26 protein-coding genes are annotated in these 25,220 nt (G+C 60.7%); 11 read left to right on the top strand and 15 right to left on the bottom strand.

Annotated features, from left to right (window positions below):
• The first annotated feature begins 1 nt into the window (after window position 1).
• Genes E1573_RS21470 through E1573_RS21480 form a run of 3 tightly spaced genes read left to right on the top strand, consistent with a single transcriptional unit; the run spans window position 2 to window position 1,903 of the window.
• The gene (locus tag E1573_RS21470; protein ID WP_133216567.1) at window positions 2-889 is read left to right on the top strand and encodes a type II secretion system F family protein; all 888 of its coding nucleotides are present in this window, start codon (window positions 2-4) and stop codon (window positions 887-889) included.
• Between the two features lie 14 nt (window positions 890-903).
• On the top strand, window positions 904-1,632 hold the full coding sequence (locus E1573_RS21475) for a tetratricopeptide repeat protein (RefSeq protein ID WP_133216568.1): 729 nt from the start codon (window positions 904-906) through the stop codon (window positions 1,630-1,632).
• 7 nt (window positions 1,633-1,639) lie between these two features.
• Window positions 1,640-1,903: a DUF3613 domain-containing protein gene (locus tag E1573_RS21480; protein WP_133216569.1), complete on the top strand. Its 264-nt coding sequence runs from the start codon at window positions 1,640-1,642 to the stop codon at window positions 1,901-1,903.
• A gap of 4 nt (window positions 1,904-1,907) precedes the next feature.
• Here E1573_RS21480 and E1573_RS21485 read toward each other — a convergent pair whose 3' ends face one another.
• Together E1573_RS21485 and E1573_RS21490 are read right to left on the bottom strand one after the other, a co-directional pair.
• Window positions 1,908-2,690, bottom strand: coding sequence for a response regulator transcription factor (locus E1573_RS21485; RefSeq protein ID WP_133216570.1), 783 nt, complete (start codon window positions 2,688-2,690; stop codon window positions 1,908-1,910).
• Window positions 2,691-2,823: 133 nt separating this feature from the next.
• Complete coding sequence (locus E1573_RS21490) at window positions 2,824-3,294, bottom strand: prepilin peptidase (RefSeq protein WP_133216571.1); 471 nt, start codon at window positions 3,292-3,294, stop codon at window positions 2,824-2,826.
• Window positions 3,295-3,368: 74 nt separating this feature from the next.
• Here E1573_RS21490 and E1573_RS21495 point away from each other — a divergent pair, with 74 nt between their 5' ends.
• Both E1573_RS21495 and E1573_RS21500 read left to right on the top strand, forming a co-directional pair.
• Window positions 3,369-3,812 (top strand): TadE/TadG family type IV pilus assembly protein, encoded by a 444-nt coding sequence (locus tag E1573_RS21495; RefSeq protein ID WP_133216572.1) that lies wholly within the window; start codon window positions 3,369-3,371, stop codon window positions 3,810-3,812.
• Window positions 3,809-6,505, top strand: a complete 2,697-nt coding sequence (locus E1573_RS21500; protein WP_133216573.1) for an ATP-binding protein — start codon at window positions 3,809-3,811, stop codon at window positions 6,503-6,505. Before E1573_RS21495 ends, E1573_RS21500 begins: the two co-directional genes overlap by 4 nt.
• On the opposite strand, the gene E1573_RS21505 is transcribed toward E1573_RS21500, so the two are convergent.
• The 7 genes from E1573_RS21505 to E1573_RS21535 form a co-directional block, all read right to left on the bottom strand.
• Complete coding sequence (locus E1573_RS21505) at window positions 6,490-8,448, bottom strand: pilus assembly protein TadG-related protein (RefSeq protein WP_256659597.1); 1,959 nt, start codon at window positions 8,446-8,448, stop codon at window positions 6,490-6,492. The genes E1573_RS21500 and E1573_RS21505 overlap by 16 nt on opposite strands.
• 144 nt (window positions 8,449-8,592) lie before the next feature.
• The gene (locus E1573_RS21510; RefSeq protein ID WP_133216574.1) at window positions 8,593-9,153 is read right to left on the bottom strand and encodes a DUF4136 domain-containing protein; all 561 of its coding nucleotides are present in this window, start codon (window positions 9,151-9,153) and stop codon (window positions 8,593-8,595) included.
• Between the two features lie 19 nt (window positions 9,154-9,172).
• Window positions 9,173-9,814 (bottom strand): DUF4136 domain-containing protein, encoded by a 642-nt coding sequence (locus E1573_RS21515; protein WP_133216575.1) that lies wholly within the window; start codon window positions 9,812-9,814, stop codon window positions 9,173-9,175.
• Window positions 9,815-9,833: 19 nt separating this feature from the next.
• Window positions 9,834-10,583, bottom strand: coding sequence for a methyltransferase domain-containing protein (locus E1573_RS21520; protein WP_133216576.1), 750 nt, complete (start codon window positions 10,581-10,583; stop codon window positions 9,834-9,836).
• Window positions 10,580-10,885, bottom strand: coding sequence for a MazG-like family protein (locus E1573_RS21525; RefSeq protein WP_133216577.1), 306 nt, complete (start codon window positions 10,883-10,885; stop codon window positions 10,580-10,582). The genes E1573_RS21520 and E1573_RS21525 overlap by 4 nt, the downstream gene beginning before the upstream one ends.
• Window positions 10,886-10,946: 61 nt before the next feature.
• Window positions 10,947-11,801, bottom strand: a complete 855-nt coding sequence (locus E1573_RS21530; RefSeq protein ID WP_133216578.1) for a MaoC/PaaZ C-terminal domain-containing protein — start codon at window positions 11,799-11,801, stop codon at window positions 10,947-10,949.
• Between the two features lie 2 nt (window positions 11,802-11,803).
• Complete coding sequence (locus E1573_RS21535; protein WP_133216579.1) at window positions 11,804-13,156, bottom strand: 3-oxoacyl-ACP reductase; 1,353 nt, start codon at window positions 13,154-13,156, stop codon at window positions 11,804-11,806.
• A 132-nt stretch (window positions 13,157-13,288) separates the two neighbouring features.
• On the opposite strand from E1573_RS21535, the gene E1573_RS21540 reads away from it, so the two are divergent.
• Entirely contained in the window at window positions 13,289-14,566 is a 1,278-nt protein-coding gene (locus E1573_RS21540; RefSeq protein ID WP_133216580.1) for an acetyl-CoA C-acetyltransferase, read from the top strand.
• Here the strand turns inward: E1573_RS21540 and E1573_RS21545 are convergent.
• On the bottom strand, window positions 14,553-15,572 hold the full coding sequence (locus E1573_RS21545) for a bile acid:sodium symporter family protein (RefSeq protein WP_133216581.1): 1,020 nt from the start codon (window positions 15,570-15,572) through the stop codon (window positions 14,553-14,555). The two genes, E1573_RS21540 and E1573_RS21545, sit on opposite strands and share 14 nt — an antisense overlap.
• 87 nt (window positions 15,573-15,659) lie before the next feature.
• Between E1573_RS21545 and E1573_RS21550 the strand changes: the two genes are divergently transcribed.
• Both E1573_RS21550 and E1573_RS21555 read left to right on the top strand, forming a co-directional pair.
• Entirely contained in the window at window positions 15,660-16,448 is a 789-nt protein-coding gene (locus E1573_RS21550) for a helix-turn-helix domain-containing protein (RefSeq protein WP_133216582.1), read from the top strand.
• Window positions 16,449-16,629: 181 nt separating this feature from the next.
• Window positions 16,630-17,523: a PA4780 family RIO1-like protein kinase gene (locus tag E1573_RS21555; protein ID WP_133216583.1), complete on the top strand. Its 894-nt coding sequence runs from the start codon at window positions 16,630-16,632 to the stop codon at window positions 17,521-17,523.
• Between the two features lie 4 nt (window positions 17,524-17,527).
• Here E1573_RS21555 and cueR read toward each other — a convergent pair whose 3' ends face one another.
• The 3 genes from cueR to E1573_RS21570 are packed head-to-tail and all read right to left on the bottom strand — an operon-like array spanning window position 17,528 to window position 20,774.
• Complete coding sequence (cueR, locus tag E1573_RS21560; RefSeq protein ID WP_133216584.1) at window positions 17,528-17,932, bottom strand: Cu(I)-responsive transcriptional regulator; 405 nt, start codon at window positions 17,930-17,932, stop codon at window positions 17,528-17,530.
• Window positions 17,929-20,334 carry a heavy metal translocating P-type ATPase gene (locus tag E1573_RS21565; RefSeq protein WP_133216585.1) on the bottom strand — a complete coding sequence of 802 codons (2,406 nt, stop codon included), beginning with the start codon at window positions 20,332-20,334 and terminating at the stop codon, window positions 17,929-17,931. Before E1573_RS21565 ends, cueR begins: the two co-directional genes overlap by 4 nt.
• A gap of 53 nt (window positions 20,335-20,387) precedes the next feature.
• Window positions 20,388-20,774: a hypothetical protein gene (locus E1573_RS21570; protein WP_133216602.1), complete on the bottom strand. Its 387-nt coding sequence runs from the start codon at window positions 20,772-20,774 to the stop codon at window positions 20,388-20,390.
• A 147-nt stretch (window positions 20,775-20,921) separates the two neighbouring features.
• On the opposite strand from E1573_RS21570, the gene E1573_RS21575 reads away from it, so the two are divergent.
• Window positions 20,922-21,119, top strand: a complete 198-nt coding sequence (locus E1573_RS21575) for a heavy-metal-associated domain-containing protein (protein ID WP_133216586.1) — start codon at window positions 20,922-20,924, stop codon at window positions 21,117-21,119.
• 116 nt (window positions 21,120-21,235) lie between these two features.
• Window positions 21,236-22,417, top strand: coding sequence for a multidrug effflux MFS transporter (locus tag E1573_RS21580; RefSeq protein ID WP_133216587.1), 1,182 nt, complete (start codon window positions 21,236-21,238; stop codon window positions 22,415-22,417).
• Here E1573_RS21580 and E1573_RS27320 read toward each other — a convergent pair.
• Window positions 22,401-22,565 (bottom strand): hypothetical protein, encoded by a 165-nt coding sequence (locus E1573_RS27320; protein WP_371925206.1) that lies wholly within the window; start codon window positions 22,563-22,565, stop codon window positions 22,401-22,403. The genes E1573_RS21580 and E1573_RS27320 overlap by 17 nt on opposite strands.
• 125 nt (window positions 22,566-22,690) lie before the next feature.
• Entirely contained in the window at window positions 22,691-23,704 is a 1,014-nt protein-coding gene (locus E1573_RS21585) for a zinc-binding alcohol dehydrogenase family protein (RefSeq protein ID WP_133216588.1), read from the bottom strand.
• A gap of 117 nt (window positions 23,705-23,821) precedes the next feature.
• Here E1573_RS21585 and E1573_RS21590 point away from each other — a divergent pair, with 117 nt between their 5' ends.
• Window positions 23,822-24,739 carry a LysR family transcriptional regulator gene (locus tag E1573_RS21590; RefSeq protein ID WP_256659598.1) on the top strand — a complete coding sequence of 306 codons (918 nt, stop codon included), beginning with the start codon at window positions 23,822-23,824 and terminating at the stop codon, window positions 24,737-24,739.
• Window positions 24,740-25,220: the final 481 nt, after the last annotated feature.

Genomic DNA, 25,220 nt, shown 5'->3' on the forward strand with positions numbered 1-25,220 from the left:
AATGGTCTTGATGCTCAGTGCAGTGTTGTTCTTTGCCGCCTTTGTGTTGCTGCTCAACCAGTACAGGCGCCAGCGCCGCAGTCAGCGTTTGGTGGCGCAACGTCTGCAAGGTCGGTTGGCCAGCAACGACCGACTGGGCAATTGGTTGCAGCAACTGGGCAGCAGCCCTGTGGCGCAACGCCTGCTCAACTTTGACGGTGAAACGCGTGTGCTGCTCGATCGTGTCGGCTGGCGCCGCAGCCGTCAGCGCGCCTTGTTTGCGGCTTGTCAGTTCGGTGTGCCGGTGCTGGCACTGGGCGTGGGCGTCGTGCTTGAGCAAACCTTCTACGCCGATCGACAGAACGCTTGGCTGGTGGTGCCGATGTGTGCGCTGGGGGTGGGGTACTTGTTGCCCAAACGCTTGCTGGCGCTGGCAGCGGCACGGCGTCAGCAACAGGTTGTGCGCGAAGTGTCGACCTTCATTCCGCTGTTGCGCATTCTTTTTGAGTCGGGGTTGACGGTAGAGCAGGGGCTTCGGGTGTTGAGCCAGGAGTCGCGGCAGTTATTGCCTGTACTCAGCGAGGAACTGCGGATGATTCTGGCGCGTGTCGACTCCGGCCTGGCCCTGGCGCCGGAGCTTGAGAAAACCGCACAGCTGTTGGCGGTGGATGAATTCAGCGACACCTGCGTGATCCTGCAGCAATTGCTGGCTCAGGGCGGTGGGGCGATGAAATCGCTACTGGCACTCAAGCAGTTGCTCGATGACCGACGCCTGACGCGGATGCAGGAACGCATCTCGAAAATGTCCGGAAAGATGTCGATGGTGATGATGGTGTTTCTGTTTCCCGCCTTGCTGATCGTGCTTGCCGGTCCCGGCTTCACGGCGTTGGCCAAGGCAATGGGCTCGTGAGTGGAGGAGCATGGATGAAAGCAGTCATGGTAGTCATGAGCCTGATGTTGCTGGGGGGCTGCGCCAGTGATGGCCGCGCGCCGTGGTCGACGCTGTCGGGAGGTCAAGCGCGTTGCGCCAAGCCTGATTCGAGTCAGGAGCTGGCCCTGAGCATGGCCGACGAGATGCTGAGTGAAGGGCGCCCGCATGCCAGCCTTGCTCACTTGGAGGCGTTGCCAGCAGACATGGCACAAGTGCGCTTGCGCAAGGCTAAAGTGCTGCGACTGCTGGGGCGCAGCGAGGCCGAGCCGCTGTACCGCAGCCTGCTTGGTGGCTGTCTGGCTGCTGAGGCCGAACACGGGCTGGGGCAATTGTCGGCAGCCCGTGGCGATAACCTCCAGGCCCAGCGCCATTTGCTGCGCGCGGTGCGTTTGGCGCCGACCGACGAAAAAATCCGCAACGACCTCGGCGTGGTTTACCTCAATCAGGGCAATGTCGAGCAGGCGCGTTTCGAGTTTCTGACAGCCATCGAACTCAAAGACAACAACGCTTTGGCTGCCGTCAATCTGGTGAGCCTGCTGTTGTATCAGGACAAGTGGCAGCAGGCCGCCGACCTGGTGTCGCGCTTGCACCTGAGCGCCGCACAATTCAACGAGGCCAAGTCGCGTGCCGAACAACTGAAAAAGCCTGCCAGGTCGACGCCGACGCGTGCCGATCAAGTCGCGTCGTTACCGTCATCAACTGCCACCGTCGGGCAACCGTGAGGTGTTTATGAAAGCTGCCTGCTTCCTACTGCTTGCCTTCAGTGCATGGCCGTTGATGGCCTTGGAGATAGACGAACAACCCTCCGCCAAAGGGCAAACAGCCACAGAGACTTGGTTGCAGTTGCAGGCCCGCAACGAGAAGGCCTCGAAAACACCCCAGGCCGCCACCCCAAAAGAGCGTGAGCAGAGCATGCAGCGCTGGCTGGATAGCTACAAATATGCGATCCCTGATTTTTATCGCTGGGAGTCTGTGGGGTCGGCAGATAAATAGCCCGTCAGTGCGCCGTGACCCGCAGATGCAGCGGTGAATTACCGGGTGACAGGGCCAGTGCCAATTGCGTGCGATTGTGCATGTGGGTCAGGCGCAGCACCTGGGAGACGTAGAGCTTGACGGTGTTCTCGGTGATGCCCAGTTCACAGGCAATCTGGTAATTGGTCTTGCCCTTGCTGACCAGACGCGCCACTTCCAGTTGTCGTGGTGACAGTTTTTCGAAAATGGCCGGCAGGCTGACGTTGTCTGCTTCGTTTTCGAGGTCAGTGGCGCGGCGATGCGCACCCAGGCCGCGTGCCTTTTCCAGCTCCTGGTAGAGGTCGTCGATGGAGTCGGCCAGAAACTGCAGTTTCTGGTTGAGGTCGCCCAACTGCTGGAAGTTTTTCTGACGCTCCTGCAGTGCGGCTTCCTGGCGTTGTATGCCTTCGAGCAGTTCCTTCAGGTCTACCGGTTTTTGGTAGTAGTCGGCAAAACCTGCGCGCAAAGCTCTGATGACATCCTGCTTGTGTGCCAGGCCTGTGAGCATGATGGCTTCAAAAGTCCGCTGTTGTCCGGCAATCACTTTGAGGGCGTCGAGCAACGCGATGCCATCGAGGCCCGGCATGTGCAGGTCGCACAGCAGCAGGCCGATGGTGGGGTCAGCGGCAAATTGCTCGATGGCGTCGTTGCTGGATAGACAGGGCACGCAGCGGTAGCCGTTGCTCTGGAGAAATTCGCACAGTTCTTCGACGATCAAGGGCTGATCGTCGACGACCAACACCTTTACTTCACTGACAGTCTTGTTCACACGCTACTCCCTGTTCAGAAGCTGCATCTTCCTGATGGCTGCTGCCATGCAGTCGGCCGCAGACACTGTAAAAAGTAGTCGTACATTGCCAGTCTGTACACGCGTTGTTCGCCACAGGCAGTGGTTTACGCGTTCAGTGGGTCCATACCGCAGCGAGGACGAAGCCCGCCAGAATGAACGGGGCAAAGGGTTGTTTATTTGACGGATCCTCGGTCAGCTTTTTCAGTCGGCTTTTAACCTTTTGACTTAAAAGGGACCATAGCCAACGGCGACCGGCGAGCCAGATGAGCACCGAGATGCCGGCACCGATAAAGGTCCCCAGGACATACATACGATCGGTTGCCAAGGCCAGGGCTGCGAGCAACTTCACATCCCCTGCACCAAACCGCCCGAGCATGTAGCCGGGCAGGGTCAAGAGCATGACAATCGCCAAGGCCCAGCCACCTTCGCTGGCATCGGCACCTATCCAGGTGTGCCCGGTAATGAACAGGTAGGCCAGGGCGCATGACGCCGCGCCGAGGGTCAGGGTGTTGGCAATCTGGCGCTCTCGCACATCTTGTTCAGCGCACAAGGCAAGCCACAGCAGCAGGACAATGCTTTGCATTGGCGAAATGCATCCCTTTGTGGTGAATGATTCTATGCTGTCAGTCAGGTGTCACTGTCAGGGTAGACGCGATCATGAAAGCAAGCTTGGCCAAGCGGCAAAAAGGCGCTGCGGCGTTGGAGTTCGTTGCAGTATTCGTGATCTTTTTCGCGGTGTTCTATGGCGTGGTCAGCTATGGCCTGCCGATGCTCATGTTGCAATCGTTCAACCAGGCCAGCAGCGAAGCGGTACGCCGCTGCGTAGCGCTGGACCCCACCAGCGCCACCTACAGTGCCGACGTCAAAGCGCTGGCCAAGACGGTACTCGGCGAGCAATTGGCGTGGATGCCCGGCTCGTTGAACTTTCAGCTCGCCAGCGATGCCAGTGTCACCTTGACGCCGGGCAACCTGTTGACGGTGAAGATCGACTACGCCAAAACCAAACTGACTTCCGTGCTGCCGGTGATCGATTTGCCAGTTATCGGTGAAGTCCCGCGCCTGCCCGCGAGCCTCAAGGCCGAAGCGAGTCTGCAACTTTGAGCGGCGGGCCAGGTTTGTTCGAGCGTTGGCGTGGGCGTTCCACTCCGGCCCCCGTAGAGCCAGAGCCGCCCCCCAGCGTGCCTGCGGTGGGGCTGCAACTGTGGCTCGACGACAGCGCCCGGGTGCAGCGCATGGCCGGCCCTTTGCGGTGTGCATTGGCCTTGCCGGTGCACGGTGACATGCGCTTGCAGGATTGTGTGCAGCCCTACAGTTTGCTGGTGCTCGAGGGTGAGCCAATGGACTGGCAGGCGCAGCCGTTGGACCTGGATTTCAAGGCGGCCGGTGGGGGTACCTTGCATACCCGGGGCTGGTTGCTCGGCCAGCCGGGCAACTGGATGCTGCAGCTGTTCGACATTGGCGATCTGTTGCAGCATCGCCAGCAGTCGATGAATGCAGAGCGTCAGCGCCATCTGACCAGTCACCTGGCTGCGGAATTACGTGATTGCAGTATTGAGCGTCTGGGACAGGTGGCGCAGGAGCAATTGCAATGGCTGGTGCGGCATTGGCGGGCCAGTGGCGTGCGCATCCTGTTGCAAGGTGAGCAGGGCTGGCAGACCTATGCCAGTAGTAATGGCCCCGTGCATTGGCCCACAGATGAAGACATCGGGCGGTTACTCGACCGTCAGGTGCCAGGACAAATGGTTTCGAGCATTGCCCATGCCGACCTGCAGGTGTTGATACCGCAAGCCGACACCTACCTTATGCCCTATGCACAGGGGCAGATCGCTCGGGCCTGGTTGGTCTGTGTGGGGCCGCTTGAAGCATTGAATGCGGTGGATGCACTCAATGCTTGCGCAGCCTATGCCGAGCCGCTGGTCAGCCGTTTGGCCGCCTTCGAGTTGCAGCAGCAGTCTGAGCGCCTGGACAGTTTGCAGCTGCAATTGGGCGCTGGCTGGTGGCAGTGGCGCTGCAATGAATCGACGTTGCAGGTTGATCCTGGCTTGGCGGCCAGCCTGGGAATCCCCGCGCAGCTAACCCTCGGCCAGTGGCTGAGCCGTGTGCACCCGGCCGACCGCGAAGCGGCGCAGCTGGCCTTTGCTGAGTTGCAGCGCGAAGGCTGTGCCTTGCACTTGAGCCTACGTTTGCTCGACCACAACCTGGCGGCTAATCCACGCTGGTTCCGCTTGTGCGGGCAAGTGCGCGGTACTGGCCAGCAACGCCGGGTGCAGGGATTTTTGATCGACATCAGTGACATCAAGGCTCAGCAGTTGCAGGCCAGCGCGGCGCAGGCACGGCTGGAAAACCTGATCGCCAGTTCTCCGGCGGTGATCTACATCCAGCGATACGTTGAAGGGGCCCTGCAATCAGACTTTTTCAGTGCCAGCTTGCAGCCGATGCTGGGCTGGGAACCCGAAAGCAGTGGTTCGTTGCAACCGGGCCAGTGGGTCCATCCTGACGATCAGGCACTGTGGTTGGCGCGCACCCGCACGTTGTTGCGTGAGGGGCAGGTCCGCAGCCGTTACCGTTTATGTGATCGCTATGGCGGTTACCACTGGGTGCTCGACGAGGCGCGGCTGTTGCGTGATGACCTTGGCCTGCCGGTGGAGGTGGTGGGGATCTGGCTGGATGTTACCGAAGCCACCGAGGCGGCGGAGCGCATGCGCGAAAGTGAAGAGCGCTACCGAGTGTTGGTGGAAGATTCGCCGGCCATGATCTGTCGCTACACACCAGAGCTGAACCTGGTGTTTGGCAACCAGCCGTTGGCTGACTATCTGGAGTGCTCGACCACGCAATTGGCCGGTATGAACCTTGGGCAGTGGCTGTCCAGCGCTCAGCGTGAGGCGTTTGTCGAGCGTGTAGCGGGGCTGACTGTGGAGCAGCCAGTGAGCACGGCGGAGATCTGCCTGGAGCTGCCAGGGCGCGAGCATGCCTGGTGGGTGTGGTCTGATCGAGGGTTGTTCGACGAACAAGGTCGGTTGTTGGAAGTGCAGGCGGTCGGCCGTGACAACACGCAGGTTCGGCGTACTCAGCAGCAACTGATGCAGAGTGCCAAGATGGCCACCCTTGGCGAGATGGCCACCGGCCTTGCCCATGAGATCAACCAGCCCCTGAACGTGATGCGCATGGCGGTGGTCAACGCCCTCAAGCGCCTGGAAAACGGCGAGGTGCAAGCCGATTACTTGCAAGACAAGCTCAAGCGTATCGATGCTCAGGTGTTACGCGCCTCACGGGTGGTGGACCACATGCGGGTGTTTGGCCGTCGCTCGGCCATTGAGCAGCAGTTGTTCGAACCCTGGCAGGCCGTGGAGGGCGCGTTGTCGCTGCTTGCCGAAGGCTTGCGAGGCAAAGGCGTCGTGTTGCGGGTCGAGGCTGCTGCGCAGCAACCGAAGGTCAAAGGGCATCAGGACCAGCTGGAACAGGTGCTGATTAACCTGATGGTCAATGCGCGTGATGCGTTGCTGACACAACGCGAACAGCAGCGAGAACTACAGCCCTGGATCGCTCTGCGCATGGAGGCCAATGAACAGCAGGTGCGGTTGCTGGTCGAAGACAATGGCGGCGGGATTGATCCACGCTTACTGGAGCGTATCTTCGAACCCTTCTTCACCACCAAGCCGGTGGGCGTCGGCACCGGGCTGGGCTTGTCGGTCAGCTACGGGATCATCGATGCCATGGGTGGTTGTCTGAGTGTGGATAACGGCGTCGAAGGGGCACGCTTCTGTATTGAGTTACCGGTTCACAGTACCAGCTGAGCGCGGGTGCTGGAGCAGTCGAGGTTGGCGCCTACCTCGACCTTGAGCAAATCGATCCCCAGGACTTTCAGCAAGGCGTTGACCAAAGGGTCGACCAGCGGGCTCAGCAGGCCTTTGATCAGCGGTTGCAGGATCGACTTGACGGTGTTCAGCACATTGCTCCCCAGCACCAGTACTTCGCCCAGAATGTTGCCATTGAGTGGCTTGTAAGCCTGCAGCTCAATGCCTGCGATGGTGGTGTTCAAACTATTGACGATGTTGCTGGCGCTGGTGCTCATGTATGCCGGTGGTTGATTGATGGCGGGCGGCGTGTGGTCTGGGGGTGAAAACTTCAGATCGGTTGGCGTGCTGGCTATCAGTGACGTGTTGACCTTCAGGCCGATACCGCCACCGGCAAAGGGCACGCGTGGATCGCAGGAACCCAGCAGCCCCAGGAGGAAGCGGCATTTCTGAGTGGAGATATCAATCAACGGCAAGGGCGTGACCGCCGCGACGCCGGTTTTTTTGTTGGTATCGGTACTGAAGAAATCATCGCGGTTCTTGAATAGGCCAATAGCCAGGTCTGCTGCCGAACTCTCGGTGCTGGCGGTGAGTGATTTTTCCGGGCTGCAGCTGTAGCGGGTTATCCGGCTGGTGGCTTTTGCTGCCTGAATGCCGACGTCCAGGCTGACCGTGCCGGATAGCAATCTTATGTCGCTGTAGGTGCATTCATTGGCCAGCAGGCAGGTCAAGGATTGCACCGTACCGGCCAGGTTCAGGCTGAGCAGGTTGTTAAGCAGGTTGGTCAGGGGTGTGGCAAGGCTGGTGACTGCGTTGAGCAGGCCGGCAACGCTCTCCAGTACCGGCAGGTCCAGTGAGACCAGCGCCCGTACTTGCGCCGTGTGCACCCTGATGTCGTCGGTCTGCGGGTTGCCGATGGCGGACACCTGTTGTGGCTCGATGACTTTCAGGCGCAATTTGCCATTGACCAGCCCCAGCACGCTGATCGGCATTTCAACGGTGGCTGCATTGTTTTTGGTCGACAGCAGAATCACGCTTTGCACCAGGTCGAGCAGTTGCAGCGTGGCATCCAGCCCAGCCTTGGTGGTGCCGGTCTGCAAGTCGAGAATCTCGCCCAGGCGAAGTGTTTTGGTACTGTCGGAAGCCAGCGCAACTCTAGCCAGGTTGCTCACCACCTCGACGCTGGCACCACCTCTTTGCAAAACCGTGACGGCGGCGCCGATCAGCTTGCTTGCGGTAGCGTCGGCACGCAGTAGCTGTTGATAGTCGCCGACATCCGCGTGAACAACGATGGCTAACTGGTCGAGGTAGCTGAGCAGGTTGATCTGGGTGTTGGCCAGGCCTTGCCAGCCCGCGACATCGAGCTGGAGGTGGCCGCCCAGAGGGTCGACCAAGGCGTTGAGCAGGGCTGACTTGCGTGAATCGATGGTCGCCAGCGTGCTGCGGATACGCAACATGGCTTGCGGTGGTTTTGGTGTAGCGGCGATGGCACTGGCGCTTAGGGTGGTGGTGTCGGGCACCTTGTTGCCGTTGGCCAGGGCCCAAACCCCGACGGCAACGCTGGTGGAAACCTGCGTGGTGGCAACCACCCTGATGGCTTCATTGCGGGTACTGTCGAGGGTGAAGCGTCGCAGGCTGTTGTCACCGGTTTTCAGGCTGCCGCAGGTGGTGCTCAGCGTCTGGCCCGCGTTAAGTTCGAAGCCGTTGCGTACCGCGCCGGCCCTGGCCAGTGCATCAGCCTGCGGGCCGCTTCCGTTGCACACGGCCTGTTGGCCTGCGGCTTCGAGTGCGGCCATGTCGACGATGCGCTGCAAGCGTCGCTGTTCCAGATAAAGACGGCTGCTGTCGATCACCATCAACATGAACAGCAGGCCCATGCCCAGGGTCAAGGCTGCCATCAGGCCGATTGCGCCGCGCTGGCGTGCAGGAAAGCGAGAGGACACGCGCACTCCTTTGCCGGCGCAGAGCCGATCTGATCACTGCCCCTGTAGGAGCGGGCTTGCCCCGCGATTGCGATGTAATAGACAGATCGCGATCGCGGGGCAAGCCCGCTCCTACAGTGTAGCTCGAATGATGGCTATTGGCCTTTAGCGTGGTGGATAGTTCGACAATGCGTTGGTCACCGTTTTCTGGATCGCTTCGGCACGTTCCGAGGGGCTGGGCGGGTAATTGTTCATGATCTGTTCGGCGCTGCCACGCCAGACCAGCTTGCCGTCCTTGGCGTCGAACATGTCGACCTGAATGGTCGCCACTTTGTAGTCGACGCTACGGGTTTCGTTGTACATCGGGCCGCCCCAGTAGTTGCCCCAGTAGCCACCCCAGGCGCCGCCATAGTTGGTGGTGATCTGTTGCTGGCGTTGCTCGACGATGAGGTAGGTCTGCACGTTCAGGTCGGCTTTGCTGTTGCCCTGGACCGGGCGCAAGCCACGTTGGTCGAGCTGGCCGGCAACCGCCTGGCGAATGCGTTGCTCGGTCAGGTCGCTTTTGATCCGCGGATCATCAGGGCGGTACTGCAGCGCCGGTTCCTGCCAAGCCCAACTGCGGTAGGCGGCAAAGTCGCGGCTGGCGTCATAGTCCAGTGACGTTTTGTTGCTCTGGCAGGCACTCAGCAGCACCATTAGCGAGAGTAAAGCGAGACGGCGCAACATGATGGATCTCCAATTAGCGTTAGCTGGGAGGATAGCCGTTAAGGGCTTTCTTCACCGATTCGCGCAGGGCTTTCTCGCGTTCGCCCTGTGAACCCTGGCTGTCGGTCTCGGCGCTGGCACTCCAGACTGCCTGACCGTCGCGAGCGTCATATAAGTCGACACGTACCACCATGACTTCAACTTCGTAAGTGCGGACCAATGGCACACTGGCATACGCGCCATAGCCGTTGTAGTAGCGGCCAACGCTGCCGTACCCGCCGAAGCCGCCATACGGGTAGGGGTAGCCACCATACGGGTAGTAGTCGTCACGCTCCTGGCGCAGACGGCGCTCCAGGTGCAGGTTGGCGCTCACCAGCAAGTCGCTGGCCTGGCCATTGCGTGCAGGGCGCAGGCCGCGCTGATCCAGTGCATTGCTGACGGCGTCGGCCAGTTGCCCTGGTTCGCTCAGGGCACCGCCGGATGGCAATTGGTTGTCGTGCCAGGCCCAACTGCGGTAGCGGCCGTAGTCCCGAGGTGGGGCAGGGTAGGCACTGGCATCGAAAGTGGTGGCGGCGTGCGCCGGGGCCGGTGGCAGCGGGCGGGAGCTGGCGACATAAGGGTTGGCGCTCTGGCAGCCCGCCAATATCAGGGACAGCAGGCCCAGCGGCAAACGGTACGACATGTCACCCTCCCGGTGTGCTTCAGCGTGGTCGGCAGATCCAGTGCAGGTAGCGTCCTAAACCGGCAAAAGCGGGATGACGTCGATGCGCCAGTTCCATCTCCAGCAGGTCGAGCAGCTCGGCCTTGGCCTGGAATTCGCTGGGCATGTAGTCGTGGAATACCCGTACGCCGCTTTCTGTTTCGACCTGCCACAGACCTTCAAGTTGCACCCTGAGAGTGCGCGGATCAAGCGGTTTTTGTGGGGTCAGGCTTTGCTTCTCACCGGCCATGTCGTTGCGTCGCAGTTTGCGGAAATGGCCTTTGAGCAAGTTGCGGTAAACCAGTGCATCGCGGTTATAGAACGCCAGTGACAGCAGGCCATCGCTACGGGTCAACTGATGCAGCACCGGCAATATGGTCTCCGGCTCGGCCAGCCACTCCAGCACGGCATGGCACAGCACCAGGTCGTAAGGCTCGGTCAGTTGCCCGAGCAACTCTTGCCAGGGCGCCTGGATGAAGGTTGCCTGCTTGCCGGCTTCGGCAAAGCGTGCGCGGGCGCCTTCAAGCATCGGCTCGGCAGGCTCGGCCAAGGTGACTTGATGGCCACGTTCGGCCAGCCACAGGGCCATGTGCCCCAGGCCAGCACCGATATCAAGTACGCGCAATGGGCGTTCGGGCAAGACCTCGGCCAGGTCGGCCTGGAGCACGGCCAGGCGAATTGCGCCTTTGGCGCCGCCATAGATTTTGTTGGCAAAACGGGTGGCCAGGGCGTCGAAGTGGCGGTCTTTCATCGGGCAAAGCGCCTTTCGCTGTCGGCGAGCTTGGCGCGCACCACTTGCTCCATGTCCAGGCCCAGTTCGCTGCACAGCAGCAACAGGTACAGCACCACATCGCCGACCTCCTGGCCGGCGTGCTCGAGTTGCTCAGGTGAAAGCTGGCGTGACTGCTCTTCGCTCAGCCACTGGAAAATCTCCACCAGCTCAGCCATTTCAACGCTGGCGGCCATGGCCAGGTTTTTCGGGCTGTGAAAGCCGCGCCAGTCATTGGTGTCACGGATGCGGTGCAGGCGTTGGGTCAGTTCGTGCAGGTTCATCAAGGCTCTCCTCAAGCTGCATAGCTTCAGGCGGGCGCCTTCGCAACGCAAGCGCGACGTATCAGCCCAGTGGTCGCCAGGCGCCGCGCATGTGTATCAACTCACCGTGGCCGTCCAGCCGTAAGAGGCCCTGATCGGCAGTGGGGCTGGCGTTGAGGATGACCTCGCTGGGCAAGCGCACTGGTTTGAGGAAATCCACCTCTAACTGATAGCCAAAAACTGGCAGGTGGCTGCGCAAGGCCGCCAGGGTCATGGCTTTGCTCCACATACCGTGGGCAATCGCAGTGGGAAAGCCGAACAATTTTGCACTGCTGGCGCTCAGGTGGATCGGGTTGTAGTCGCCGCAGACTTTGGCGTAGCGGCGGCCAATGTCGCTATCAGCGTACCAACGGGTCAACTCGCCCAGCGGTTCGCTGTTGGAGGCTTCGCTGGCTGAGGGCGCAGGGTCGAGTTTCAGGCCGCGACAGAGCATGCGGCTGGTTTCTGACCAGATCAGGCCCAGACCATCTTCTGCGTCGGTGATCAGGTCGAAGGTGGCGCCTTTTTCGTGTGCTTGCAGGTTTTCCACATGCACGGCGAAACGCAGCTGGCTGATGCCACCCAGTGGGCGGACTACGCGGATGCTGTTGTGCAGATGCACCAGGCCAAGCAGCGGGAAGGGAAAGGCTTTGTCGGTTAACAGCTGCAACTGCAAGGCAAACGCCATCACATGGGGGAAGGTCGGTGGCAAGCGTCCATCGTCGCTGAAATGGCAGAGTTTTCGGTACGCTTCCAGTTGCTTGGGTTGCACCGTCAGGGTGCAGCGCAAACCGGTGTCGGGTAAGGTGCCGCCGCTGATTTTTCGCTTGCGTGCGGCGCGCAGGTAAAGGCTGGAAACTGCGTCAGTGCGGCTCAGGTCATGCCAGTGTTGGGTCATGTTCAAGCCCCCATTACGGCTTGGCCACAGACCCGCAGCACCTGGCCGTTGACGGTACCGCTGCCGGGTTGTGCCAGCCAGGCAATGGCCTCGGCGACATCTTGAGGCAGGCCACCCTGGCCCAGTGAGCTCATGCGTCGCCCGGCTTCGCGCAGGGCGAAGGGAATGGCGGCGGTCATGCGTGTTTCGATGAACCCGGGGGCCACGGCGTTGATACTGCCACCGCGAGTTGCCAACTTCGGCGCCCACGCCTGGGCCAGCCCGATCAGGCCGGCCTTGCTGGCGGCATAGTTGGATTGGCCACGGTTGCCGGCGATACCACTGATCGAGGCCAGCAGTACAACCCGTGCGTTATCGTGCAGGGCGCCGCTGTCAAACAACGCCTGCGTCAGCAATTGCGGTGCCTTGAGGTTGACCGCCAGCACCGAGTCCCAGAATTCCGGAGTCATGTTGGCCAGGGTTTTGTCGCGGGTGATCCCGGCGTTGTGGATAACGATATCGATCCCCTCGGGCAACCCTTCGAGCAGTTGTGCGGCGGCGTCAGCGGCGCAGATATCTAGCGTCAGGCTGCGCCCGCCCAGGCGTTCAGCGAGGGCCTCGAGGTCATTCTTGGCCTGGGGCACGTCGAGCAATACGACCTCGGCGCCATCACGCGCCAAGGTCTCGGCAATGGCGGCGCCGATCCCTCGGGCGGCGCCGGTGACCAGCGCTTTGCGCCCGGCCAGTGGTCGGGTCCAGTCCTGTACGCTGCTGGCACAGGCTTCCAGGCGCAATACCTGGCCGGAGATAAAAGCGCTCTTGGGGGACAGGAAAAAGCGCAGAGCGCCTTCGAGTTGGTCTTCGGCGGCGTCGCTGACATACAGCAACTGCAGGGTGCCACCGGCGCGCAGTTCTTTGGCCAGTGAGCGACTGAAGCCTTCCAGGGCCCGTTGGGCAACCTGGGCTAGCGGGTCATCCAGTTGCTCCGGTGCGCGGCCCAGAATCACGATATGGGCGCACGGCGCCAGGCTGCGTAGCAGCGGCTGGAAGAATTCGCGTAGTTGCTTGAGCTGGTCGCTGTCGTCCAGTTCGCTGGCGTCGAACACTACAGCCTTGATTTTCGTGCCTAGGCCCGCGACCCACTCGGGAGCGCTCAGGTCGGGGCTGGCGAAACTGTAGACCTCATCGGTCAGGCGTTTGGCAAAGGTCTCGACGATGTTCGCCAGAGGGCCGCCGCCGAGCAACAACGCGCCTTCAACCGGCCGCAGCCGCCCGGCTGTCCAGCGTTCCAGGCGGGCAGGGCTGGGCAAACCCACGGCACCGACCAGGCGCCGGCCGAGGTCGGAGTTGGCGAAGTCTATGTAGCGGTCGCTCATGAGCACGTCTCCCTGAGATAAGCTTCAAAGTGTGGACCATGTTTGGCCGTTGGTCGTTCGAACGCTGAAAAAACACCTACGCTGAATGTGGAAAACACCGTCGACCACTTCATTGGAAGGAGGGCGAAACGTATGCGCTCACTGCGTCGGGTCGCGATCCTGGGTGGCAACCGAATTCCCTTCGCCCGTTCCAATGGCGCCTATGCCACTGCCAGCAACCAGACGATGCTTACGGCAGCGCTGGAAGGGCTGATCGAGCGTTTTAGCCTGCATGGTCTGCAGTTGGGTGAAGTCGCTGCCGGGGCCGTGCTCAAGCACTCCTGGGACATGAACCTGACGCGTGAGTGTGTGCTCGGTTCGCGTTTATCCGCACAAACCCCGGCCTATGACTTGCAACAGGCGTGCGGCACGGGGCTGGAAACAGCCTTGCAAGTTGCCAATAAAATCGCGTCGGGCCAGATCGACAGCGCGATTGCCGGTGGTGTCGACACCACTTCCGATGCCCCAATTGCGGTCAACGAAGGCTTGCGCCAGATCCTGCTACAGGCGCACCGTGGCAAGACCACCGCCGATAAGCTCAAAGCCTTTCTCCAGCTTCGCCCGGGGCATTTGAAACCGCTGTTGCCACGCAACGTTGAGCCACGCACCGGGCTTTCCATGGGCCAGCACTGTGAGCAGATGGCGCAGACCTGGCAGATTCCACGCCAGGCACAGGACCAACTGGCGCTGCTCAGTCATCAGCACCTGGCGGCAGCCTATGCCGAGGGGTGGCATGACGATTTGCTGACACCGTTCCTTGGCTTGAGCCGGGACAACAACCTGCGGGCTGACCTGACTCTGGAGGCGCTTGCCAGCCTCAAGCCTGTGTTCGAGCGCAGCGAGAGGGCAACCCTCACAGCCGGCAACTCCACACCGCTGACCGATGGCGCCTCGCTGGTGTTGCTGAGCAGTGAAGACTGGGCGCGTGAGCACAGTCTTCAAGTGCAGGCGTATCTGGTGGACGGTGAAAACGCTGCTGTGGACTTTGCCAAAGGCCAGGAAGGGTTACTGATGGCACCGGTTTACGCAGTGCCGCATTTGTTGGCGCGCAACGGCTTGAGCCTGCAAGACTTCGACTTCTACGAAATTCATGAAGCCTTCGCTGCGCAGGTGCTGTGCACCCTCAAGGCCTGGGAAGATCCCGACTATTGCCAGCATCGCCTGGGCCTGAGCGAGCCGCTGGGCGCGATCGATCGCAGCAAGCTCAATGTCAGGGGCAGTTCACTGGCGGCCGGTCACCCGTTTGCCGCCACCGGTGGGCGCATTCTTGCCAATATGGCCAAGTTGTTGGCCACGGCTGGCAAGGGCCGTGGCTTGATATCAATCTGCGCCGCCGGCGGCCAGGGGGTCGCCGTGATTATTGAGCGCTGACCAAGGTTGCCGGCGCTGTGGTGGCCGGTCGATTGGCATAGTGCTCGGCCATGATCGAGCAGACGATCAGCTGCAACGGGTGGTAGATCATGATTGGCAGCAAGATCAGACCCAAGCCCGGATGGGCACCGAAGATCAGTGCGGCCATTGGCGCACCTGCGGCCAGCGACTTTTTGCTGGCGCAGAACACTGCGGCCACTTCGTCTGCCGGGTTCAACTTCAGCGCTCGGGCGCTACGGGTGGTCAGCCACAGGATCAGCGCCAGCAACAGCGCGCTGCCGGCAAACGCAGTCATCAATACCGCACTGCCTTGCTGCTGCCACATGCCCGACACCATTGAATTGCAAAACGCCGCGTAAACCAGCAGCAGGATTACCAGCTTGTCGAGGATGTTGGTGTAGCGCTTGTGTCGGGCAAAGAAGCGGCCCAGCCAAGGGCGCAGCGATTGGCCGAGCACCAGGGGCAACAACAGCAGCGCACACAGATCCAGCAGGGTGGCGCCGAGGTCGATGCCGTTGTTGCCGCTACCAACCACCAGGCTGACCAGCCAGGGGGTGATGAAAATACCCAGAACACTGGACAGGCTGGCGTTGAGGATTGCTGCCGGGACATTGCCGCCTGCACTGCCGGTCAAGGCCACGGAAGAGGAGATCGTCGAGGGCAGGGCGCACAGGTAGAAAAAGCCCAGCATCAGCAGCGCCGGTATGTGGCTGCCAAACAAGCTGTTCGCCACCCACCACAGCAAGGGAAAGACGATGAAGGTGAAGCCTTGCACCATCAGATGCAGGCGGCCGCTTTTCAGGCCGTGACCAATCTGTTCGCTGGACAGGTTGATACCGTGCAGGAAGAACACCAGGAACACGCCGACGTTGATCACATATTCGGCGTGCATCGCCCCGCCGCTACGGCCAACATTGGGGAACAACCATGCCAGGAAAGTGGCGAGGAACATGCCACAGAGAAACCAGTCGGTGACCACGCGTTTGAAGTGTTTGAGCGCATGCATAGGCTAGCCTTCGAATCATTTTGTAATCGTTGAGCCCAGAGGCTACGCTCGGCAAGTGTTTACCGTCTTGCGACATAAGGCCAAGTGATGCCGAAAAACGGACAGCAGTCCTCACCTCGTCCGATTCCTGTGCTTGAGCATTTGCCTCGGGCGCTGTACGCACGCGCCGAGAGCCTGGGCGCCGGCTCGTGGACGCCGCATCATCAGCATGACTGGGTGCAGTTCTCCTACGCGATCAGCGGTGTTCTGGGGGTGTATACCGCCGAAGGCAGCTACTTCGCCCCGCCGCAGTGGGGCGTGTGGATTCCAGCGGGCGTTGAGCACAAAGTGGTGACTTCGATGCAGGCCGAGATGCGCAGCCTGTATGTGCGCCGTGATGTGTCGAGCTGGGCGCCGGGCCATTGTCGGGTGCTGGAAGTGACGCCGCTGGCACGTGAACTGATCAAACAGTTTTGCTTGTTACCCGTTGAGTACCCTGAAAACGGCAGCGCCGAGGCACGATTGGTGGCGGTTTTGCTGGATCAGTTGCAGGCTTTGCCGGAGGTGGGTTTCTCTCTACCGTTGCCGAAGCACCCGCGCCTGCTTGAACTGTGCAATGAATTGCTCGCTCACCCGGAGCAAGGGCAAAGCCTTGGGCAATGGGCGCAACGCTTGAATACTTCGGAAAAAACCCTGACGCGTCTGTTTCAACGTGAAACCGGCTTGAGTTTTCGCGGCTGGCGCCAGCGTATGCGCCTGCTGTCGTCATTGACGGCATTGGAGGCAGGGCAGAGTGTCACCGAGGCGGCGCTGGGCAGTGGCTATGACTCAACCTCGGCCTATATCGCGGCATTCAAGAGCCTGTTCGGCTTTACCCCAGGTGGTTTGCGTTTGTAACGGTAAAGAAATCTGGTGATTTTTGTGAACGATTGTGCACAGTCACTTACAAAAACTATGGCAAGTCAGGCCGATTGTCGTTACAACGCAGTGCGGCCTTGCTACAGCGGCGAGCCGACAAAGCAGCGGTGACCTATAAAAAATCACGTGTCTGGCAAAACAGGAACCCTGACAAAAGCCGATGAAGACTCCAAAACGCATTGAACCACTGGTTGAAGATGGATTGGTCGATGAAGTACTCCGGCCGTTGATGAGTGGCAAGGAGGCCGCCGTGTACGTGGTGCGCTGCGGGCGGGAATTGCGCTGTGCCAAGGTCTACAAGGAGGCTAACAAACGCAGCTTCCGCCAGGCCGCCGAATATCAGGAAGGCCGCAAGGTGCGTAACAGCCGCCAGGCCCGGGCCATGGCCAAAGGTTCCAAGTACGGGCGCAAAGAGGCCGAAGATGCCTGGCAGAACGCCGAAGTGGCGGCGCTGTTCCGTCTGGCCAATGCCGGCGTGCGGGTGCCGCGGCCCTATGACTTTCTCGACGGTGTGCTGCTGATGGAGCTGGTGGCCGACGAGTTCGGCGATGCTGCGCCACGGCTGAACGATGTGGTGCTTGAACCTGAGCAGGCGCGCGAATACCACGCCTTTGTCATCCGCCAGATCGTGTTGATGCTGTGTACCGGCCTGGTGCATGGCGACTTGTCGGAATTCAACGTGCTGCTTGGGCCTGACGGGCCGGTGATCATCGACTTGCCACAGGCGGTGGATGCGGCGGGCAACAACCACGCCTTCAGCATGCTGGAGCGCGACGTGGGCAACATGGCGGCCTATTTCGGGCGTTTTGCACCGGAACTGAAGAACACCCGTTTTGCGAAAGAGATGTGGGCCCTGTACCAGGCCGGTGAACTGCTGCCGGACAGCGAGCTCACCGGCCAGTTCCAGGACGATCAGCGCCGCGCCGATGTTGCCGGGGTAATGCGCGAGATCGAGGCGGCGCGCTTTGACGAAGCCCGTCGGCGCGCCGTTAAGGAAGAGGCGGAGCACGGTTCAAGCAAACACGAAGAACCTGCACCGCCCTGGTTGCAATAGCCTGTCAGTGACAGCAGCTGCCGCCGGCTTCCAGGTCCTTGAGGATCGGGCAGTCGGGGCGGTCGTCGCCCTGGCAATGGGCGACCAGCTCGCTGAGGGTGTCGCGCAGGCTGACCAGTTCTTCGATGCGCCGGTTCAGGTCATCGATGTGCTGGCTGGCCAAGGCCTTGACGTCGGCACTGGCGCGTTGGCGGTCTTGCCACAGCGTCAGCAGCCGAGCCACTTCCTCCAGTGAGAACCCCAGGTCGCGCGAGCGCTTGATAAAGGCCAGGCGGTGCAAGTCTTCCTGCTGGTACAAGCGATAACCACTGTCGCTGCGCAGTGCAGGTTTGAGCAAGCCAATCGACTCGTAGTAGCGGATCATCTTGGCGCTCAGCCCGGAACGCCGGGCGGCTTGGCCGATGTTCATTTCGCGTCATCCTGTGGTGGCGTTTCGGGTTTCCAGGTTTTGAGCAACAGCGCGTTACTGACCACACTGACACTGGACAGGGCCATCGCGGCACCAGCCAACACTGGGTTGAGCATGCCGAGTGCGGCCAACGGAATCCCGATCAAGTTGTAAATAAAGGCCCAAAACAGGTTCTGGCGAATCTTCGAGTAGGTTTTGCGGCTGATTTCCAGTGCGGCAGGCACCAGGCGCGGATCGCCACGCATCAGGGTGATACCGGCTGCCTGCATGGCCACGTCAGTGCCACCGCCCATGGCGATACCGATATCGGCGGCGGCCAGGGCTGGTGCATCGTTGATACCGTCACCGACCATCGCCACCACACCACCCGACTGCTTGAGTTCGGCCACTTTCGCTGCTTTGTCGCCTGGCAGCACTTCAGCGTGTACGTCCGAGATGCCCAGGGCGTTAGCAACGACCGTGGCACTGCCGCGGTTGTCACCGGTCAGCAAGTGGCTGCTGATGCCTTTGTCGGCCAGTTGCCGTATGGCTTGGCCGGCACCGCTCTTGAGGCTGTCGCCAAAGGCGAACAGGCCCAGCACACGTAGCTGCGGGCTGCGTTCGATCAGCCAGGACAGCGTGCGGCCTTCGGCTTCCCATTCTTTGGCATACACCGCAAGACCACCGGGTTGCAGGCCACTTTCGTCGAGCATACGGCGGTTGCCCAGGGCCAGTTCTCGTCCATCCAGGTTACCGGCAATACCCCGCCCGGTCAGTGACTGGCTGTTGCTGATGTCGGCAACCACCAGGCCTTGTTCGGCACAGGCATCCAGTACAGCTTTAGCCAAGGGGTGCTCACTGCCGCGTTGCAGGGCGCCGGCCAGTTGCAGCAGCTCAGCAGGTTCGCCGACGGCGGCTTTGCTGTGAACAATGCGTGGGCTGCCCGAGGTCAGGGTGCCGGTCTTGTCGAATACCACGCGGTTGACGTCATGGGCACGCTCCAGAGCTTCGGCATCCTTGATCAGAATGCCGTGGCGCGCGGCGACACCGGTACCGGCCATGATCGCCGTCGGAGTGGCCAGGCCCAGTGCACAAGGACAGGCGATCACCAGCACGGCCACGGCGTTGATCAGTGCGGTCTCAAGCGGTGCACCGGCCCACAGCCAGCCCACCAGCGTGACCAGCGCCAGCACCAAGACGGCGGGTACGAACACCTGGCTGACGCGGTCCACCAGTTTCTGAATCGGCGCTTTGGCTGCTTGCGCGTCTTCTACCAGGCGAATGATGCGCGCCAGCACTGTTTCAGTACCCAACGCCAAGGTGCGGACCAACAGGCGACCCTCACCGTTGATCGCACCACCAGTGACCTTGTCGCCAGGTTGTTTTGGTACCGGCAGGCTTTCGCCACTGATCAGAGCTTCGTCGGCGTGGCTTTGCCCTTCGATCACTTCACCGTCTACCGGGAAGCGTTCGCCGGGTTTGACCACAACGATGTCGCGCAGGCGCAGCTCGCTGATTGCCACGTCGCGTTCCTGGTTATCGACCAGTAGCAGGGCGCGTTCCGGGCGCAGCGCTTCGAGGGCGCGGATGGCGCTGGCGGTCTGGCGCTTGGCCCGGCTTTCCAGGTATTTGCCCAGCAGAATCAGGGCAATCACCACGGCCGAGGCCTCAAAATACAGGTGTGGCATTTCGCCGGGGCTGGCCTGGGCCCATTGATAGATACTCAGGCCGTAGCCGGCACTGGTACCGATGGCGACCAGCAGGTCCATATTGCCCGCGCCGGCACGTACCGCTTTCCAGGCCGCAACGTAAAAACGCGCACCGAGAATGAACTGTACCGGCGTGGCCAGAACGAATTGGGCCCAGGCCGGCAACATCCAATGAATGCCAAAGGGTTGCAAGATCATCGGCAGCACCAGTGGCAGGGCCAGCAACACTGCCAACGAGACCGACCAGCGCTCCTTGCGCAGGCGGCGTTCGGCATCGGCCTGATTATCCTGGGTGCTTTTTGGCAAGCTGGCGGAGTAGCCGGCGTGGGTGACCGCATCGATCAGCAGGGCGCTGTCGAGTTGGCCGAGTACCTGAATATGCGCACGTTCATTGGCCAGGTTGACGCTGACCTGTTGCACGCCAGGCACCTTGGCCAAGGCCCGTTCGACCCGGCCGGCGCAGGACGCGCAGGTCATGCCGCCAATTTGCAGTTCGAAGGTCTGACTCGGGACGTGGTAGCCCGCTTGCTCGACGGCCTTGACCAGGGCAGGCAGGCTGTCGGCCGGTGCTTGAATCCGCGCCTGTTCAGTGGCGAGGTTGACACTGACTTGTTCGGCGCCGCTGACTTTGCGCAGCGCACGTTCGACCCGGCCAGCACAGCTGGCGCAGGTCATGCCGGCAATCGGCAGATCGAAAGTGGTAGATGCGTTCATAGGCACTCCTCCTTGGACAGGCCGTTAGCATCAACCTTGCCATGCGGGGAAGGTCAATACCCTAGGCCAGCTCTGATCAATGTGAGGCCATTTTGATCGACTGCAACCCGGTATTTACTGATCTGCCCAGCCTGCAGCCTCAGGTGGTTGCTGCGTTGATTCTCGATCCCGGGCTGGCAACCTGGGGCCTGCCCGGGCAAGTAGCGCAAGCGCACATCGAGATTGCCCGGGGGCAGATTGAATGAAGTCGATTGCTCCTGAAACAGGCGACCGGCCAGTTGATCGTTGATGTATATGCCAATCTCACATGAAGTCGCCACTTCCAGACGCTCGCGGGAGATGATCAGAATGCCGTAGTCGGCGGGCCCGGCGGCGCTGGCCTGTGTAAACATGCCGAAAATACCCAGCAGGCCGAAAAGACCGAAAGCTGCCCTGCGCATGAAATGAAACTCCTGCATCGTCAATCGTCAGGTTCGCAGCTTGGCCGACCCGAGCGATGATTGCCAGCCCGGCAGTGTGTACAGGCGCTTGACCTTGCCCCGGTGGCAAGCTTGAAACTGCGTCAAAACCCACAGGAGGTAGTGCCCATGCAAGTGTTCAATGTTCAAGGAATGACCTGCGGTCATTGCGTCAAGTCCGTTACTCGCGCCGTTCAGGCTCAAGACGCCGCAGCCGTGGTGGAAGTCGATCTGGCGCAAAAGCTGGTGAAAGTACAAAGCTCGCTGCAAGCTCCGGAAATTCTGCAACTGATCCGTGAGGAAGGCTACCAGGCCGAAGCCGTCTGATCCCGGCGGGCCCGTGCGCTGAATAAAAGAATCACCGCGCGGGCCTAACTCTTCACAGCGCAACCCCGGCAGGGCGGTTACACTAGCAGACTTGCTTAGCCTGCTATGGATTTCCGATGAACCTGCGAACCATCCTGATTCTGGGAGCCCTGAGTGCGTTCGGGCCCTTGGCAATCGACTTCTACCTGCCAGGCTTCCCAGCGATGGCGCTGGCCTTCGGCACTGACGAAAAGCACATCCAGACCACCCTGGCCGCGTACTTTCTGGGCTTGTCCGTTGGCCAGCTCGCCTACGGGCCGGTGGCCGACCGTTTTGGCCGCAGGATTCCACTGCTGTTCGGTGTCTGCCTGTTTACCCTGGCGTCGCTGGCGTGTGCCTTCGCCCCCAACCTTGACACCTTGATTGCGGCCCGCTTTGTTCAAGCGCTGGGTGGCTGTGCCGGGATGGTGCTGTCGCGGGCTATCGTCAGTGACAAGTGCGATGCCATCGCCTCGGCCAAGGTCTTTTCGCAATTGGTGTTGGTGATGGGCCTGGCGCCGATTCTGGCGCCGATGCTCGGCGGGGTGTTGGTCAACGTTTATGGCTGGCAATCGATTTTTGTCGCGCTGACGCTGTTCAGTGCCGCGTGCACCTTGGCGGTAGCTATCGGCTTGCCGGAGAGCCTGCCGGCCAGTCAGCCACGCCAGCCACTCTCTGGAGCCTTGCGTCAATATGGACGCCTGCTCAAGGATCGGGTGTTCATGGGCCATGCCATGACCGGTGGCATCGCCATTGCCGGGATGTTTTCTTACATCGCCGGTTCTCCCTTTGTCTTTATCAAACTCTACGGGGTACCGCCCGAGCACTACGGCTGGTTGTTCGGCAGCAACGCGGCGGGTTTCATTCTGGTCGCCCAGGTCAATGCCCGGTTGCTGGCTAAGCGCGGACCGTCTTTTCTGCTGGCGCGAGCGGTGTGGGTGTACCTGGTGGCCGGTTTGACACTACTGGCAATCAGCGCCTTGCAGCCGGCCAAGCTCTGGCCTCTGCTGATTCCGTTGTTCATCTGTATTGCCAGCCTGGGCTGCATCATCCCCAATGCATCGGCGTGCGCCATGAATGGGCAAGGCGCACGGGCCGGGAGTGCTTCGGCGTTGCTCGGTTGTGTGCAGTTCAGTGTCGCTGCTGGTGCCGCAGCATTGGTAGGCGTGTTGCACGATGGCAGTGCAGTGCCGATGGCGCTGGTTATCAGCGTGTGCGGCCTGACGGCAGTGGCGATGGCAATGCTGACCCGTCGCCTGCAGTTCAGCCGACCCGTTTGAGTGGATGAGGCGCTTGTAGGCGGGCCTGCAACGTGTTGACGAATGCCCGGGCTTCGGCCTCGCTGCGAAAGTTAACCACCTGTTGGTCCAGTCGAACCTGCCAGGGGCACCCGGGTTTCTGGCTTGATGCACTGACTTGAATGATCATCGTGGCATACCTGCGGTTAGCGTTGGCTGAAGAATTGTAGCGCTGCCCCATCGCAGGGAAATGACCTGGATCAGTTGTCGGACTGACGGTCGTGCCCACCCCGTAGCCGGGGTGGGCGTCATGCCTCAGAAGCCTTCGAGGACGATTTTGCCCTTGGCCGCACCGCTCTCCAGCAGGGCGTGCGCGCGGCGCAGATTGGCGGCATTGATGGTGCCGTAGTGTTCACCCAGCGTGGTCTTGAGCGTGCCGGCATCGATCAGCTCGGCGACTCGATTGAGCAAGTTGTGCTGCTCGATCATGTCGGCAGTCTCGAACAGAGAGCGGGTGTACATGAACTCCCAGTGCAATGACAGGCTCTTGCGCTTGAGCAGGCCGACGTCCAGTTGCTTGGGGTCATCGATCAGGGCCAGTTTGCCTTGTGGAGCCAGGGCCTCGACCAGTTGTGGCAGATGCTGATCGGTCTGGGTCAGGCTGGCGACATGGGTGACGTAGTCGATGCCTTGGGCCTTGAGCGCCTCGGCAAGCGGCTGGCTGTGATCTACCACCAGGTCAGCACCCAACTCACGCACCCAGGCTTGAGTGTGCGGGCGTGAAGCGGTGCCGATCACGGTCAGCCCCGTCAGTTGGCTGGCCAACTGCGTCAGGATCGAACCCACGCCACCAGCGGCGCCGACGATCAGCAGGCGCTGGCCGGCGTCGTCTTGCCCTTGTGCCACCTGCAGGCGCTCGAACAGCAGTTCCCAGGCGGTGATGGCAGTCAGGGGCAGGGCGGCGGCTTCTGCAAAGCTCAGCGTTTTCGGCATGTGGCCGACGATGCGCTCGTCTACTACATGCAGCTCGCTGTTGCCCCCGGCTCGGGCAATGGAACCGGCGTAATACACCTTGTCACCTGGCTGAAACAAGCTGACGTCGCTACCTACGGCGGTGACCACGCCCGCCACGTCCCAGCCCAGCACCTTGGCTTCAGCATCTTGTGGCTGCACGTTCCGGCGAACCTTGGTGTCGACCGGATTGACCGAAATTGCCCGTACTTCAACGAGAAGGTCTCGCGGCCCCGGCTCGGGGGCTGGCAGCTCAATGTCTTGCAGGGCGGCGGGGTCGGAAATGGGCAGCGAGTGGTAGTAGGCGATGGCTTTCATTACTGGTGTCCTCAAGGGGCATGCGTTGGGCGTCATCATTGGTGCTTTCACTTGCTGTTAAAAGCCGCTGAAACGACAGATACTTTCAATATTTTTTTGATAATCCTGAGGTGCGCGGTGCGGTTCGATGACTTGCAACTGTTCGTTCGTACGGCAGAACTGGGAAGCTTGTCGGCTGCGGCGCGCCTGCTTGACCTTTCACCAGCCGTTGCCAGCGCGGCACTCAAGCGTCTGGAGCAGCAGCTAGGTACACGCTTGCTTGCCCGTTCGACCCGTAACCTGCGCCTCACCGCCGAAGGTGAAGGCTTTCTGCTGCACGCCCGCCGTGCGCTGGCCAGCCTGGAAGAGGGGCAGCGAGCCTTGGCGCGTGGGCAAGATGAGGTCAGTGGCATTTTGCAGTTGTCGGCGCCTTCAGACTTTGGCCGCAATGTTCTATTGCCTTGGCTTGATGAGTTGCAACGCGAGCACCCGAAGCTGTCGGTACGCTTGTTATTGGGTGATCGCAATGCCGATCTGTTTCGCCAGCCCGCCGACATCGCCCTGCGTTACGGTTCGCCGGAAGACTCAAGCCTGGTTGCGCTTCCGCTGTGCCTGGAAAACCGCCGTGTGCTGTGTGCTTCTCCTGCTTACCTGGCCCGTCATGGCGAACCGGAAACCGTCGCGCACCTGGCGCAGCACAATTGCTTGCTCTACCAATTGGGCAGTCGCGTTCACGATCATTGGCGATTTGGTCGGGGGGCAGCGCAGGTAGGGGTCGCGGTCACCGGCGACCGATTCTGTGACGATGCGGATGTGGTGCGGCGTTGGGCGCTTGCAGGCCACGGGATCGCCTACAAGTCCTGGCTGGATGTAGCGTTCGATGTGCAGGCAGGGCGCTTGAAGGTGTTGTTGGGAGAACTAGAGGGCGAACCTGCGCCGTTGAACCTGATGTGCACACACCGAGCACAACTAGGCAAACCGGTACAGTTGCTGCGCAATGTGCTCAGGGAGCGCTGCCAGGTACTGTTCGAAGCGTTGCCGCGCCAAGGCCACTGACATGCTTTTTGGTATTACAGAATTTGCCTATTTTTTTGTAGCTTTTGAATAAGTGAACTGTAGGTTTAGTCTCTTGTTTTTTTATTGTTTTTTATTTGAAAGTTTAAACGGGAAGGCATAGAGAGCGGTTCTTCAACATGTTTATCGAAAATTGACATGCGAGCTTAACGAGCAGCATGTGCCTGTGGTTTGGCAGAGCAGCGTTATTTTGCTCTGTTAAACGAATATGGGCGAGGAAACAGTGCCTTTGAGGCGGCTTATAATGGGCCCCGCAGTTGCTTGCAGTGAGATAAGTTTCCATGTTGAAGGCCGGCAAGTGTAGCGCTCTGGCTTATTTTTCAGGCCTGTAGATCTGGCTGACTGCTGGTGCGCAATCACCACAACTTCCAGTGAGCCACTCTGGCATCGGAGACCTCGCAGTAGCTGCTGCTGGCATGGTTAACCAAACGATTTCAGACGTGATCTCGCAGGGAGTTGAGAT

Origin of the sequence: Pseudomonas sp. H9, assembly GCF_004353925.1 — a bacterium.
Taxonomy (GTDB): domain Bacteria; phylum Pseudomonadota; class Gammaproteobacteria; order Pseudomonadales; family Pseudomonadaceae; genus Aquipseudomonas.